13 protein-coding genes are annotated in these 13,713 nt (G+C 41.4%); 3 read left to right on the top strand and 10 right to left on the bottom strand.

Going from position 1 to position 13,713, the window contains the following annotated elements; all coding sequences use genetic code 11:
- Nucleotides 1-234: 234 nt before the first annotated feature.
- Entirely contained in the window at nucleotides 235-1,104 is an 870-nt protein-coding gene (locus FO442_RS14565; protein WP_144333933.1) for an energy transducer TonB, read from the bottom strand.
- A 278-nt stretch (nucleotides 1,105-1,382) separates the two neighbouring features.
- Between FO442_RS14565 and FO442_RS14560 the strand changes: the two genes are divergently transcribed.
- Nucleotides 1,383-2,189: a hypothetical protein gene (locus tag FO442_RS14560; RefSeq protein ID WP_144333932.1), complete on the top strand. Its 807-nt coding sequence runs from the start codon at nucleotides 1,383-1,385 to the stop codon at nucleotides 2,187-2,189.
- A gap of 396 nt (nucleotides 2,190-2,585) precedes the next feature.
- On the opposite strand, the gene FO442_RS14555 is transcribed toward FO442_RS14560, so the two are convergent.
- From FO442_RS14555 to FO442_RS14525, 7 genes are all read right to left on the bottom strand, one after another.
- Nucleotides 2,586-4,199: a tetratricopeptide repeat protein gene (locus tag FO442_RS14555; RefSeq protein ID WP_144333931.1), complete on the bottom strand. Its 1,614-nt coding sequence runs from the start codon at nucleotides 4,197-4,199 to the stop codon at nucleotides 2,586-2,588.
- A 227-nt stretch (nucleotides 4,200-4,426) separates the two neighbouring features.
- The gene (locus tag FO442_RS14550; protein ID WP_186280149.1) at nucleotides 4,427-5,335 is read right to left on the bottom strand and encodes a PstS family phosphate ABC transporter substrate-binding protein; all 909 of its coding nucleotides are present in this window, start codon (nucleotides 5,333-5,335) and stop codon (nucleotides 4,427-4,429) included.
- Nucleotides 5,336-5,339: 4 nt separating this feature from the next.
- Nucleotides 5,340-5,546 carry a hypothetical protein gene (locus FO442_RS14545; RefSeq protein ID WP_144333929.1) on the bottom strand — a complete coding sequence of 69 codons (207 nt, stop codon included), beginning with the start codon at nucleotides 5,544-5,546 and terminating at the stop codon, nucleotides 5,340-5,342.
- A 56-nt stretch (nucleotides 5,547-5,602) separates the two neighbouring features.
- Nucleotides 5,603-6,466 carry an energy transducer TonB gene (locus FO442_RS18905; RefSeq protein WP_246073861.1) on the bottom strand — a complete coding sequence of 288 codons (864 nt, stop codon included), beginning with the start codon at nucleotides 6,464-6,466 and terminating at the stop codon, nucleotides 5,603-5,605.
- Nucleotide 6,467: 1 nt separating this feature from the next.
- On the bottom strand, nucleotides 6,468-7,109 hold the full coding sequence (locus FO442_RS14535; protein WP_144333928.1) for an ExbD/TolR family protein: 642 nt from the start codon (nucleotides 7,107-7,109) through the stop codon (nucleotides 6,468-6,470).
- Between the two features lie 10 nt (nucleotides 7,110-7,119).
- On the bottom strand, nucleotides 7,120-7,818 hold the full coding sequence (locus FO442_RS14530; protein ID WP_144333927.1) for an ExbD/TolR family protein: 699 nt from the start codon (nucleotides 7,816-7,818) through the stop codon (nucleotides 7,120-7,122).
- A gap of 29 nt (nucleotides 7,819-7,847) precedes the next feature.
- The gene (locus tag FO442_RS14525) at nucleotides 7,848-8,648 is read right to left on the bottom strand and encodes a MotA/TolQ/ExbB proton channel family protein (RefSeq protein ID WP_144333926.1); all 801 of its coding nucleotides are present in this window, start codon (nucleotides 8,646-8,648) and stop codon (nucleotides 7,848-7,850) included.
- Nucleotides 8,649-8,999: 351 nt separating this feature from the next.
- Here FO442_RS14525 and paaZ point away from each other — a divergent pair, with 351 nt between their 5' ends.
- Nucleotides 9,000-11,075 (top strand): phenylacetic acid degradation bifunctional protein PaaZ, encoded by a 2,076-nt coding sequence (gene paaZ / locus FO442_RS14520; protein ID WP_144333925.1) that lies wholly within the window; start codon nucleotides 9,000-9,002, stop codon nucleotides 11,073-11,075.
- Between the two features lie 106 nt (nucleotides 11,076-11,181).
- A complete protein-coding gene (locus FO442_RS14515) occupies nucleotides 11,182-12,306 on the top strand; it encodes an energy transducer TonB (protein WP_144333924.1) in 1,125 nt (374 codons plus the stop codon).
- A 36-nt stretch (nucleotides 12,307-12,342) separates the two neighbouring features.
- Here the strand turns inward: FO442_RS14515 and FO442_RS14510 are convergent, their stop codons facing one another.
- Both FO442_RS14510 and FO442_RS14505 read right to left on the bottom strand, forming a co-directional pair.
- Nucleotides 12,343-13,104, bottom strand: coding sequence for an alpha/beta fold hydrolase (locus FO442_RS14510; protein ID WP_144333923.1), 762 nt, complete (start codon nucleotides 13,102-13,104; stop codon nucleotides 12,343-12,345).
- A 28-nt stretch (nucleotides 13,105-13,132) separates the two neighbouring features.
- Nucleotides 13,133-13,648, bottom strand: a complete 516-nt coding sequence (locus tag FO442_RS14505; protein ID WP_144333922.1) for a heavy-metal-associated domain-containing protein — start codon at nucleotides 13,646-13,648, stop codon at nucleotides 13,133-13,135.
- Between the last annotated feature and the right edge of the window lie 65 nt (nucleotides 13,649-13,713).

The following is a 13,713-nucleotide window of genomic DNA, read 5'->3' as shown; positions in this document are numbered from 1 at the left end:
TTTGTTGCCTTTTAAGTGTATTCCTTAATTTGGGCGCAAAGTTACTGTTTTTATTTTTTTATCCAATTTTTCTTGAACAAAACTTGCTAAAAATTTAGAATTAAGGCAGTTCAATCGTTCAATGTAGATTTACTTAAACACCTTTGAACTCTTTGATCTGTTTGATCCAAATAAAAAAGGCAGACTGCCGAAGCATGTCCACCTTTCCGGATTATGAAAAAGAAACCTATTTGTCTATTGAATATTAATCGGAAGTCGGTAGTAACTTTTTACTTCACGACCGTTCAATTTCCCCGGTTTCCAATTTGGCATGGATTTAACGACTTTAATAGCCGCCTTTTCGCATGATTTGCAATCTTCACTGGTTTTGGTTACGATCACCGAAGAAATCGTTCCGTCTGTATCGACTACAAACTTCAGGGAAACCTTCGCGCTTCCATCGATCATGTTCAAGTCGATGTTGTCCCGGATGAATTCGCGCAATGCGTTCATACCACCCGGAAATTCTGCAGGCTCGTCCACATAGGGAACCGGATCATCGTTTTTTGGAGGTTCAATGAGTCCTGTGCCGCCAGTTCCTTTACCCGGAGGAATAATTTCAGGATTGTCCCAAATGGATTTTCCGTCTCCTTTCTGATCAACTAATCCGATTGACTTAGTTGGATCAATAGGGGCTATCTGCGGATCGGAAATGGGATCGTCTTCCGGGGTCGGGGCCCGAAATGCTGTAATCTCTGCAATAGACTCAACGGCCGGTGCTTCAATTTTCTCCGGTTCCGGAATCTCCATTATTTCTTCTTCATTTTTGAAGAGCTCTGCGATGTTTTCAGAGATATATTTGGTGTCTTTTCTTTGCTCCAATGGTTTGAACAGATTGGATGCGCCCCATAATGCACCGATTCCGACAGTAACACCAAGGAACACCAATAAGATTCGCTTGTTGTAATCCCTGCGGATTTGATATGCACCGTATTCCTTGTTTCGATTTTCGAATACGGTTTCGTTGCGCTCTTTCGAAGTGACCATTTGCCAGGACTTGGAAGAGAAGTAATCATAAAGCGAAAACGCTACAATGATTGCCATGATTGAAAGTGTAAGTACCATGATTTTGGTTTTTTTAAGTTTATTATTCAGCTAAACGTAAATCCAATAGGCCTTTTTGGTTTTACTTATATTCTAATCTAATAACTAAACGAATACCTTTTTTTAAAACAATTTTATCTGTCGAAATGCCTTATTCAACGGTAGCGCAAATGAATTTAAAAGCGGCAGCCCTCTGTTTTTAAGGCGATTGTGTAGATTTGGTGTCTGAAACGGGAATGATGATTCAGCGAATTGGCACGAATTTGGTAAGTTTGGAAAAAAATTAAAAAATTAAACCTATGAAAGTATTTATGATAGCCGGATTTATTGGAACAATGGTTCTCTCCGGAACTGTTTTTGGTCAATATGAAAAAGTGTATTACAACGATACTACCTTTGAAACAGAGACTTACAAAGTGGAAATTGATAATGTAGTTGCGCTTCCCAAGGAAGTCAAGTTCCGAATGAATATCACCAATAAAACCAATGATTGGCTTTTGTATATACCGGAGGAAGGAAAGTTTGAAGTGGGGGGTAAGCCATTGAGCTTTAAAGAGGATAAATTGCTGATTCCGCCTTATGACAGCAAAAAACGCGTATTGAAAGCAACCGGTGACAAATTGAATGATCCACGTTCGTTCAATTTTGTTTGCGACGGATTCTATAAAGTAACACTGAAGGACGCGACGAAATCTCCGGAATTTAAACTGCCGATTGCTTCCAACGAGTTTATTGCAGGAAATTTTAAAGTGACTCTGGTGAATTCATCCAAGACAACTGCCAAAACGGAAGTGAAATTCAACGTGACTTACAATGGAGAAGGAATTGGTTTTGCTTCCCCTGCAAAGATGTCCATGCGCATGCCGGACGGAAATGTTTATGCAACCGTTAAATCAAAGGCAGATGTAGTTGCTATTGAAAAAGGAAAAACGGAATCCATTACAGCGGGATGGTCTAAAATGGAAGGAGGTTCCAAAAATGACATGCAGATGGTGGAAATGTGGCTGATATTCAACGACGTTTTCCAGGAAAGCACCCAAGCCAAAATTGATAAAGCAACGATTCCTTTGAGATGGAATGAAGCTTTGACTTTAGGAAAAAAATAAATAACTCCTCTATAAAATACAGGCCCGGATAATTGTCCGGGCTTTTTTGTTTCTGGGATTCGTCTTTTGAAAAGATCCGTTATTTGCTGTGTGAATATGGGATGGGTGAGTCTTCCGAGTGAAGACGGACTGGCGGGAATTTAGTTAAGTTGCTTGGAGGATTGGGAATGCTTGATGAAGGGATCTTCTTTGATACTGAAAGTAAGTTTACTAACATGCTTAATTGATCCGGGAGAAGTTTCTTCTGTAACACGTGATTCAGTCAACTTCTTAAAAACAGAAGAAACCACTGCAAGAGGTCGATCAAAATAACCCCGGGTTTTAATAAAGAAGGGTTACAAACAAAAAATCCCCCTGGAATAACCAGGAGGACTTTATTAATCGTTCTTTCAGTATTTACTTCTTAAAGTAAGCTTTCGCCTGAGGATCTTCCGGATCTAATTCCAGTACTTTGTTCCACATAGCGTCTGCCTTTGCTTTGTCCTTCATCGGAGAGTTTACATAGTAATCACCCAGGTATTTTGAAGCTTCAATGATATACGCTTTGTATGAACCCGATGCAATGTCTTCCGGTGTCAAAGCAGCAAGGAATGCTTCGTATTGCGGTTGAGCTAAATAGGTTCTGGTCTTAGGATTCAAATCCAACTGAACGCGCGCTCTTGCCTGCCAGAAATGACCTCCTGCAAACGCAGGGTTCATTGCCACCAAACGTCCGAAGATCGAGTCAGCCATTTTGTAATCTTTTGGTCCGAAATAATAAGCTCTACCAAAATCATAGTATTCGATCGCCTCCATTTTGGAAGGATACTGATCCATTTTTTTTGTATAGACTTCGATGAGTTTCGGATAGTCTTTCTTTTCAGAATACAATTTTGCAATGTCTGAAAGATATTCAGCTGCTTTTGCCGTATCAATAGATGCAGCCAAGTAATACTGCTCAATTGTTTTGTCTTCCTGTCCCAGTTTATCGTAGATCATACCACGGTATTTGTAATCGGTAGAAATGATCTTGTCTTTCGGAACAATTTTCAGGAAGTTATTGCTTTCGTCCAATGCGCGAACATATTTCAAACTGTCTCCTGCTTCATTACACTCGTACAAGGAATAGAAAAGCATTCGTTTTGTATACAGGTTTGTAAATCCGTTCTTTTCAATGCGTTCAACCTGAGGAAGTACATCACAGTATTGTTTTCCTCCGAACAAAGAACTTGCATATCGGTAACGCGCTTCGTCTGTGTCATTTAATTTTAAATATTTTTCCCATGATTCGATTGCAGCTGCATATTGGTCGAAAAGGATGTTCAACTCGGCGTTTTGTCTGTATGCAGGAGCATAGTTCGGGTCTGCAGCCTGAGCTTTTTTGTATTCTTCATTTGCCAGCTTGTAGTTTTGAACGCGTTGGTAGATCTGTGCTTTGCGCACGATTACTTTTGCTGAATTCGGGTCGATGGCCAAGGCATTATTATATTGCTCGGTTGCCTGACTCGCGTTGGAGCTGCTTTGCGCGAGCAATACATCTCCCAAAAGAACGTAAGCGTCTAAGTTTTTGGAGTCCAAACGAATAGCATCACGTAAATAACTTTCAGCCAGTTTGAGGTTTTTCAATGGACCAGTTGCATACGTTTCGGCAATGCGGTGATAAACAACCGGGTTTTTGCGTTTTGTTTTTTTGATGATTTCACAGAATTGTTGACCTGCAGTGGTGGTATCTCCCTGGAAGTATAAGGCTTTTGCAGCAGCCACCATTCCCAGTTTATCTTCCAGGTCGATGGATCCGGCTTTTCTCCACATGGTAATAGCTGAATCTTTTTCTCCTATCAGCGCATAGAAGTTCCCGAAGAAAAATGCATTCTCCACACTTGTCGGATCTGCCTGAACCAACTTTTGATAATCCTTGCGCGCTAAATCGTAACGCTCGTTTTCTGTTTTTCTGTTAGCGTCCTGCAATGTTTGTGCCTGTGCGGCTGTTCCTAAACTTAATGCAAGAACGAATAGTTTTAACTTGTTCATGGTATTTTGTCTTTTCAACGTATGAATTTCTTTACAATTCCTTTGCCAAATTAGTATAAACTGATTAAACAGGCTCGTTTCTTAACGATTATTTCATATTAATCGACTTGGTGGTATGCTTTATTGACTAAAATGGCTTTTCTTAAGTTCAAAGAGTTTAACTGGTTCAAAATGCTTGCGCTAAAGCTTTAGCATCGGCGCAGAGTTCAAAATGAATGGTGTTTAACTTACTCCGTAGTAAAGTTGATTTCCCGTGGTGTTCCCTTACCAGGACCCAATTCGCATTTTTCCAAAAGCATCTGACCCTGTCTTCCATTCAGGAAGTTTACAAAACCGGTGTTTAATCCGTCCGGGGCTCCGGAGTTAATTGCCCAGATCGGGCGGCAAAACGGGTATTTTTTCTCCGTGATGTTTGCCTTTCCGGGTTTCCAGTAATCGTTGTCATTTCCCTTAACACCAACGATTTTAAACTTCTTGATTCGTTCCTTTACGATCGGATCGTCCAGGTCACTGATGTGGTTGTAACCGATTATTCCCAGCGTATTTGGATTGTCCTGGACGTAACGGATCAGGTCTTCCGTATTTTTTGCTGCATGGACCTGTTTTCCAAAGTCGGTTCCGACCCATCGGAGCATGTGATTGAAGTTAGCCGATTGAACTCTGTCAAATACAATTTCGATCGGTTTTTGAGAATTGGGCCAGGCGGTGCTTTTCCCGGAAAGTAAGTTGCGGATTTGATCCTGTGTCAACAAAGTGTCCTGGTTGTTCAGGTTGACGATGAAAGTGATGGCATCGTTCGCTATTATGTCTGAAGTCACCGTAATGTTCAGGGATCTCAGGTACTTTTTTTCTTCTTTGGTGTAATCCCTTCCGATGAAAATTGTGCGGGCCGTTCCTTCGGATAAAGCTTTCATGGCATCCGTTTCACTGCCGTAGACCATTTTCAGTACCGCATTAGGGTTGATTCCCGTGAAAACCTCTGAGGCTGTTTTGATAAACGGCTGAAATGATTCATCTGCATACATGGTTTTGGTACCGCGTCTGGGAGTATCATCAGGAGTTTGATCGGTACTGCATGAAAATTGAATTCCCAAAGCAAAAGCAAGTAACAGGGTTACAATCACACGTTTTTTCATAGTGTTATTTTTCGTTCTTGTTTTTTTTAATCGAATCATAAATGCGATAAACCCGGTAGGCACCATACATTAACAGGATGCCGACAAACAGGTTGCGTTTGAAACCATAAAGTTTATCAATAAGCAAGTCGGTAAACAGGAGATAGTAACTCATGACAATGCACATGACCACCATTGCACCGGCAATAAAAAGGGTTGCGTTTTTAAACATAATAAACGAAAAATCCCCCCGGGCTGAGCCAAGGGGGATTAGTATTAATATTGAAATTAATTTAATTTAAAGGAAACCGGCAGGGAGAAGGTACTGTTTACAGCTCTACCGTTCAATTTTCCAGGTGTCCATTTCGGCATGTTTTTAACCACGCGCATAGCTTCCTGGTCACATTCCGGACAATCTGTTACACCTTTTTTCACTTTTACGTTGGAGATGTAACCATTCTCACTTACTACGAATTGCAGGTAACATTTTCCTTCCAATCCCATTTCAACCGCTGTTTGAGGATACTTGATGTTTTCAGCCAAGTATCTTTTCAAAGCCGCCATTCCACCCGGTGGCTCAGCAGGCTCATCTACGATGTCGTAAATGATTTCTTTTTCCTTTTCAATTTTTTCCTCCTTTGGTTTTGGAGGAGTCGGGTCTGTTTTTGCAAACGGGTCACCTTCATTCTCATTGGTTTTGTCAGAAACTTTTGTATCTGCCAAATCGGCTTGAATCGGAGGAGGAGTTGTTACTTCATCATCCGTTACCACAGGAGGTAAGAACTGAATCGTTTTTTCCATCGGTGGAATTTCCGGCTCAAGAGGTTCGACAATGTCTTCTTCCTCCAAAGGAGCATCCACTGCAAAAGCAGTTAAATCCAAAGGAACTTCTTTTGGTTTTTCCGTAGGAAGATTCATAATCAACTTATAAATCCCGAAAGTTGTTCCGATGAACAGGACTACACCGGCCATCACAAGGATCAGGTTGCGGCTGTAATTGGTTCGGATTTGGTACGCACCGTATTCGTGGTTGCGTTCTTCAAATACAATCTCATTACGTTCCGCAGAAGTGACCTGCTGCCAGCTTTTAGAGCTTAAGTACTCGTATAACGAAATACCGGCTACTATTAGAATTACGATTGTTATTAACATATTATTTTTTTAATGCTTCGTCTAACAATGCTTGCTCACTGTTCATGATGTCTACAGGAGCAATTACCCCTACAGATGCAATGTACAGTTCATCAATGACATCAATAAAGTTACGGGTCTTGGCTTTCATATCTGTTTTTACCAAAACTTTCAAGGCTTTATTGTCTCTTTTTGCTTCGTTCAATAAGTTGGTGCGGGTAGAGTCGGCGATTTGTTTCTTTTGGAATTTCGCATCCAATTCTACCTTCTTATTCAAAACGAATTTGTTTTCTTCAATCAGTAACTTACGAATCCCATCGGGACCGAAGTTTGTTTCTGTCAATTGAGTTGCGGGTTTTCCTTTCGCATTTCCTTCCGGGTAAAATTCCCCTTTGTAGTAAAACACACGATCATCCGATACAATAAAAGTAATTGCATTGTTTATTTTATTATCGTCTTTTTTCGGCTCATCAGTAGGTTCTTTCGCCGGGTATGCCAAACTCATTACTTTGGGTTTCGCAAATGTTGAAGTCAAAACGAAGAAAGTCAACAACAGGAAACCTAAGTCCACCATGGGAGTCATATCGATACGCGCAGGGCCTTTCTTAGGGCGTTTTTTACCGCCTTTTTTGCCGCCGCCGTCGTCTTGTGCTAATTCTGCCATATTTTTCTTTTTATTTAACTACTGCTGCTGCTTCCTGCGAAGTGACGAAATTCAGGTTGTTCAAATTCAGGTCCCGGAACGTTTCGATTGCAGTTTTTACCCGCACATATTCTGCGTCCATTGCTGCTTTCAAAACAAATTTCGGTTTGTAATCCTCCGGTTTCAGAGGTGCCTGACCTTTTCCTTGTTTCGCACTTTCTTCTTCAAACATTTTCTTTCCGTAATCCAGCATTTCGCGGTTTGCGAAATTGATCCAGTCTTTCAGTTCATTGTGCATACTATCGGAAGGAATACCCACAAAATTTGCATCTTGTTTTCGGTAGTTCTTTCTTCCTTCCCCGTCCAATGAAAGATATTGAGGTAATTCTCCCATTGAACAACCAATACTTGTAATTCTTACGAATTCCTTGATATTGTCTTCGCTCAACGGAACTTTATACTTGGCAGCCATTTGAGTAACTACCTTTTTACGCACTTCTTCTCCTGTGCAGGAAAAGAAAATACGACCTCCTTTATCAACTGTAACTAGTACCAGGGTCTTTTCCGGGATTTCTTTGTCCCCGATAGACGATGGAATAGAAACTTCTACTGGTTCATCTGTACGGAATGTTGCTGCAAGCATGAAGAAAGTAACCAAGAGGAAAGCCAAATCCACCATCGGTGTCATGTCGATGGATGGGGATCCTTTGGGTGTTTTAATTTCTGCCATTCCTTAATTATTTATACCGTTTACGGATATTAGTTATTCGCATTGAAGTTTTGAACGATAGCAAATCCTGCTTCATCCATTGCATGTGTCATTTGGTCAATCTTCGTGTTGAAGAAGTTGTACATTACAGTTGCCAATGTAGAAGCAAAGATCCCTAAGAAGGTATTGATCAAGGCCTCAGAGATACCGATGGATAATTTAGTTGTATCCGGAGTACCTGCACCCATAGCCTGGAAGGATTTGATCATCCCCAATACCGTTCCGATCAAACCGATCAAAGTACCGATAGATACACATGTTGAGATAATGACTAAGTTTTTGGACATCATCGGAAGTTCCAATGCAATGGCCTCATCGATCTCAGCTTTCAGGATTTCTGATTTTTGTTCTTTGTCTAGTGTAGGGTCTTTCTGAACAGACTCGTACTTCTCTAATCCTGCACGGATAACATTTGCCAAAGATCCTTTTTGTTTGTCACACTCTTCGATTGCTCCCTGGATATCATTATTATTCAATAATTCCTTCACGTTTTCAACGAAGTTGTTGATGTTACCACGACCTTTTGTCTTAGAAATACTGATGAAACGTTCAACAGAGAAAATTAATACAACAAGGTTAACTGCCATCAAGAAAGGTACGATGATCCCTCCTTTATATACTGTACCAAGTGTGTTCCCGTCGATTGGATGCTCGTTTGGATCACCATTAACGAAATTTGATGGATCTCCCAAAATGAAATAATAGATCAGAAATCCAATTCCTAATGCAATTGCAATAGATAATGAGGCAACTAATGATGAAAAACCTCCTCCTGTTTTTGTCTTGCTCATAATTTAGTCTTTATTGAAACTTTTTACTTGTTTAAGCCTCAAACATACTAAAAAGGTTTTAATTAGTTTCAAACCTTTTAGTGAAATGAGTTGCCTTTTTTATCAAAATGTCCCAAAATGTGTTTTAAGTACCTGAATTATCAATTGAACGAAAGAACCGATTGATTTTGTGGAATGTTATGATAAAATCAAATCTGTATTAACACAAAATGAAGATTCTAAGTTCAGGTTCCCGTACAATTAACCCGGACGTTGGTTCATTAGGGGATTAATTTGAAAGAAATTGCTCTGTTTTGCAACGGTCCTGATTGAGCGTTGTATATTTGAAATGAAATTTCAGATCAAACAAAGATGATACAGGTAAAAAATTATATATGCGGACAATGGGTTGCCGGTGAAGGTGAAGAACAAAAAATTTACAATGCCATTACAGGTGACCAGATCGGTTCGGTTTCCAGTGCCGGATTGGACTATGAAGCGGCACTTAATTACGGGCGAACAGTCGGAGGAAAAGTCTTGCGAAAAATGACCTTCCAGGAACGTGGACGCATGCTGAAAGCATTGGCACTGTTTTTAATGGAACGCAAAAATGCATACTACCAGGTTTCTGCCTGGACCGGTGCTACCAAAGTGGATTCGTGGATCGATATTGAAGGCGGGATCGGGAATTTATTTGCAAATGCGTCTCTCAGAAGGCAATTTCCGGATTTGCCTTATTACGTGGATGGGACAGCTGCTCCATTATCTAAGAACGGTTCTTTTATCGGGCATCACATCATGGTGCCGAAACAAGGGATTGCAATCCATATTAATGCATTCAACTTCCCGATTTGGGGAATGCTGGAAAAAATTGCCGTAAACCTGATGGCAGGTGTTCCTGCAATCGTGAAACCTTCCGAATTTACCAGCTACCTGACAGAAGTAATGGTTAAGGATATCATCGATTCAAAAATCCTTCCGGAAGGAGCCTTGCAATTGGTTTCCGGTTTCGGTCGCGGAATCATTGATCACGTAACAAGCCAGGATGTGGTAACATTTACCGGAAGTGCTTTTACCGGAAGAAAGTTGAAAGCACATCCGCGTTTGATCGAAGAGTCTGTTCCGTTTAATTTGGAGGCAGATTCGTTAAATGCTATGGTTTTGGGAGAGAAAGCTGCCCCGGGAACGGAAGAATTCGACATTTTCGTAAAAGAGGTTACGAAAGAAATTACGATCAAGGCAGGTCAGAAATGTACAGCTGTTCGCCGGATTTTGGTTCCGGAGGATTTTATTGAAGACGTTCAGAAAGGAGTTTCTGCTCGCCTGGCATCTACCACCATCGGTGATCCGAAAGTGGAAGGTGTTCGCATGGGAGCTTTGATCAATAGAACACAGGTAGATCGCGTTCGTGCGAATGTGGAATTGCTGGCAAAATCACAACAAATCGTGTATGGAAATATGGATCAGTTTGATGTGGTCGGAGCAGATAAAGACAAAGGAGCTTTCTTTTCCCCGATCTTATTCCTGAATGATTCTCCGTTCGACAAACAGGACGTACACCATGTGGAAGCTTTCGGCCCGGTTTCAACGATCATGCCTTACAAAGATTTGGACGAAGCGATTGAATTGACCAAGTTGGGAAAAGGCTCACTGGTAACAACAATTGTTACTGCTGACGATAAGGAAGCACGTGAATTTGTGGTAGAAGCAGCTTCCGTAAACGGACGGATTCTGGTGTTGAATAAAGACTGTGCGAAGGAAAGTACCGGTCACGGATCGCCTATGCCATTGCTGACACACGGCGGACCGGGTAGAGCCGGTGGTGGAGAAGAAATGGGAGGAAAGCGCGGAATTATGCATTATTTGCAGCGCACGGCAATTCAGGGCCATCCGACTACGATCACAGAAATTACACAACAATTCCAGCAAGGGGCAAAAGGAAAAATCAGTTCGGTTCACCCGTTCAAAAAATATTACGAGGAACTGGAAGTCGGTGATCAGTTGATCACGGAAAGCCGTTTGATAACAGCGGAAGATATTGATGCGTTTGCAGCTTTGAGCGGAGATAATTTCTATGCACATAAACGGGAAACGAATTTCACCGGAACGATGTTTGATGAGCAGGTGGCACATGGATACCTCATCATGAGTATTTCAGCAGGGTTGTTTGTAGACAGTTACGAAATCAACCCGGTGCTTTTGAACTATGGGATTGATGAGTTGCGCTTTACTAAACCGGTATACGCAGGTGCAAACATTCACATACGATTTACGTGTAAGGAAAAGATCAGCACGGACGTAACGCCGAATGAAGATGATCCGAAAACACTGATTCAGCGTGGTGTTGTAAAGTGGCTGGTTGAAATGCTGGACGATACAGATGAGCCATTGGTGGGAATTGCAACAATTTTGACCATGGTGAAACGATTGGATCAGTCGATCAACTGATCAATATAGTATATAATGTACAGGCGCGATTTATCGCGCCTTTTTAATTTTATATAATTCACGGAATAAGCCGAAATTCGTAATTTGGTGCCTGTAATTCAATGACATGAAAACCATTTCGATCCTGAGCCTGTTATTCTTTCCTTATTTTGTTTCGGGCCAATCCGCAAAGAAATTAAACAATCAATTGCGAAGCGAGCTTATTACGGAACAACAAAAACAGGAAGATGCCATTACTGTTTTCAAAAAAAAACGCGCAGATTTTGATTCTGTTAAACTACTGGCGAATGGCAAGATCGATCTCTTGAAAAAAGGTGAAAAACGGGTTTTGGATTGTTTCTTTACTTTTTCAGCCCTGATTTATCAATTGAAAGAATTACATGCGGAGCTACCACCATTGATCCGGAGTTTCAACAGTGACAAAGTGCCGGTGCAACGTGAATTTGTGGAACCGATTAAGAATACCTTGGAGACAGTCTTTGTTTTTGAGAAAGTATCCGACAAGGTGGAATTGGGGGACTTGAGCCGGAAGGAACAAAATAAGCTGTTGAGCAGAAAGGTCGATGAATACAAACGTTATACCCTTTCCAATTCGATTCGGTTAGGAGAGATGAAGGATAGCAAGGAACGAATCAGTGCGTTTTTGCCCCGCATGGATTCTTTATTGCACGTTTATGAACTACTTGCAAATGATATGACCTCGGATAGCTGGAAAATGCAGGATAAACTGAAGCAATTGGAAGTAGAGTTCCGAAAAAAGGGGCCGAAAAATTTTACGGAGGCGTACTTTCGGATTTTCCCGGAAGTTTTTCCCGGTTTCCTGCCCGTTGGAAAAGAATTGGAGTTAAATGGAGTTCCGGAACGGATTGAGTTTGAAGAGACATACCCTATTACAGAGAAACGCAGCGAGCCGGAAATTTATGATTGGACGGAAGAAGCCACCGTTTTTCTGGGGGGAAAAGATGAAATGAATCGATTTATCACTAAGAATCTGCGATACCCCGAAAGTGTCATGCAAGGCATTGTTTCCGGGAAGGTGGTTGTGAAGTTTATTGTTTCAGGAAAAGGAGAGATTTCCGATGTTGAAGTGTTGAAAGGCATCCCGGCATGCCCGGAATGTAATGAAGAAGCGATCCGCCTGGTGAAAAGCATGCCGAATTGGATTCCCGGGAAACAGAATGGCAAAAAAGTCAGTTCCTACGTCCGTTTACTGCTTAAATTTGAATTATAGGCTAATCGTGTCCCTGTAATTTATTTTTTGCATAGCTCACCGCAACAAAAACTCCAATACCGCATTCATGAATTCTTCCGGCTGTTCGGCGTGAACCCAATGTCCTGCGTTTTCAATCGTTATAAAGGTTGAATCCGGGAATTGGTTCTCTATATCGGGAATATCCTCGTCAATGATGTAATTGGACATTTCGCCGCGAATGAATAAGGTTTGTACCAATACTTCCTGTTCGGGCAAGGCTTTCAGGATGTTGGGCATTTCTTTTTCCAATGCCTTGACATTCATTCGCCAGGCTAATTTTCCTTTTTCAATCCAATACAGATTCTTCATGAGAAATTGCCGGGTCCCGTTTTCCGGAACAAAAGGAAGAAGGATTTCTTCTGCTGCGGAACGGGAATCCATTGCAGTGGCACTCAAGGCATCAATTCCTTTTAAAATTTGCTGATGATGAGGCGGGTATTCTTTGATCCCCATGTCGACCACGATCATTTTCTCGATCGTGTCGGGGTAAAGCTGTGCGTAGCGCATCACGGTTTTTCCACCCATTGAATGGCCCAGCAGGTTAACTTTTTCCAATCCAAGATCCGTAATCAATTCATGTAGGTCTTCTGCGAGCAGATCGTAATCGAATTCGTCGCTCCAATCCGTGTGTCCGTGATTGCGCTGATCCACCAAAATGACCTGGAAATAATCGGAGAAACGTTTGGCATGTGTCTGCCAATTGTCGGAAGATCCAAAAAGTCCGTGGAGAATGATTAAAGGTTTTCCTTCTCCCAGAATACGATGCTGCAGTTTCATTCTGCAAAACTACAAATCCGCTTTGTTTTTAGCTGAGTAAATGGGAAAAAAATCGGAAGATGTTCGGCATTTCCCAGTTGGTCTCCGGAACTTCCACATTGATTTTGGTTGTTTTTGTTTCCGTTACAGTCGTTGTAGATGGGCTGCTTGATTTTGTTTCTCCCTCAATATCCGTTGAACTTAATTTCCCGGTTGTGAATTGCTTGTCATTAATGGTTTCAATGATGGAAACAATCTTGTCAGCAGAGATTTTTGATTTGTCAAAAGTAATGTAAGCCGTGTTGGTCTTTCTTCCGGATTCAAAATCATAGGAAACCCGGTCCACAGCGCCTGTTTCTTTCAAAGCCATCCGGATAGAACCTCCGCAGGCATGTTCACAAGTCATTCCTGAAACCTCGATCGCCAGTTTGCGATCTGCCTGAACAGGATCCATTTTTTGATTGATTACTTTCTTCTCAACTTTGATGATTTTCTTGTCAGGAGTTGATGAACAGGAGCCCAAAACCAATACAGTTGCCAGTCCTAATAAAATCGAGTGTTTCATGGTTTAACTTTTATGGGCATAAATGTAAGGCAAACAAAAGACCTGTTTCACCAATTTTTGTTAAA

The sequence above is a fragment of the Fluviicola chungangensis genome (assembly GCF_007558725.1).
Lineage (GTDB): Bacteria > Bacteroidota > Bacteroidia > Flavobacteriales_D > Crocinitomicaceae > Fluviicola > Fluviicola chungangensis.
This window is presented reverse-complemented; position numbering and strand designations above follow the sequence as displayed.

What these genes read in the sequence shown, in the direction of transcription:
- FO442_RS14550 (WP_186280149.1), bottom strand. Translation starts at nt 5,335, where the DNA reads ATGAAAAAACGTGTGATTGTAACCCTGTTACTTGCTTTTGCTTTGGGA.
- FO442_RS14535 (WP_144333928.1), bottom strand. Translation starts at nt 7,109, where the DNA reads ATGGCAGAATTAGCACAAGACGACGGCGGCGGCAAAAAAGGCGGTAAA.
- FO442_RS14515 (WP_144333924.1), top strand. Translation starts at nt 11,182, where the DNA reads ATGAAAACCATTTCGATCCTGAGCCTGTTATTCTTTCCTTATTTTGTT.
- FO442_RS14525 (WP_144333926.1), bottom strand. Translation starts at nt 8,648, where the DNA reads ATGAGCAAGACAAAAACAGGAGGAGGTTTTTCATCATTAGTTGCCTCA.
- FO442_RS14565 (WP_144333933.1), bottom strand. Translation starts at nt 1,104, where the DNA reads ATGGTACTTACACTTTCAATCATGGCAATCATTGTAGCGTTTTCGCTT.
- FO442_RS18905 (WP_246073861.1), bottom strand. Translation starts at nt 6,466, where the DNA reads ATGTTAATAACAATCGTAATTCTAATAGTAGCCGGTATTTCGTTATAC.
- FO442_RS14545 (WP_144333929.1), bottom strand. Translation starts at nt 5,546, where the DNA reads ATGTTTAAAAACGCAACCCTTTTTATTGCCGGTGCAATGGTGGTCATG.
- paaZ (WP_144333925.1), top strand. Translation starts at nt 9,000, where the DNA reads ATGATACAGGTAAAAAATTATATATGCGGACAATGGGTTGCCGGTGAA.
- FO442_RS14530 (WP_144333927.1), bottom strand. Translation starts at nt 7,818, where the DNA reads ATGGCAGAAATTAAAACACCCAAAGGATCCCCATCCATCGACATGACA.
- FO442_RS14510 (WP_144333923.1), bottom strand. Translation starts at nt 13,104, where the DNA reads ATGAAACTGCAGCATCGTATTCTGGGAGAAGGAAAACCTTTAATCATT.
- FO442_RS14555 (WP_144333931.1), bottom strand. Translation starts at nt 4,199, where the DNA reads ATGAACAAGTTAAAACTATTCGTTCTTGCATTAAGTTTAGGAACAGCC.
- FO442_RS14560 (WP_144333932.1), top strand. Translation starts at nt 1,383, where the DNA reads ATGAAAGTATTTATGATAGCCGGATTTATTGGAACAATGGTTCTCTCC.
- FO442_RS14505 (WP_144333922.1), bottom strand. Translation starts at nt 13,648, where the DNA reads ATGAAACACTCGATTTTATTAGGACTGGCAACTGTATTGGTTTTGGGC.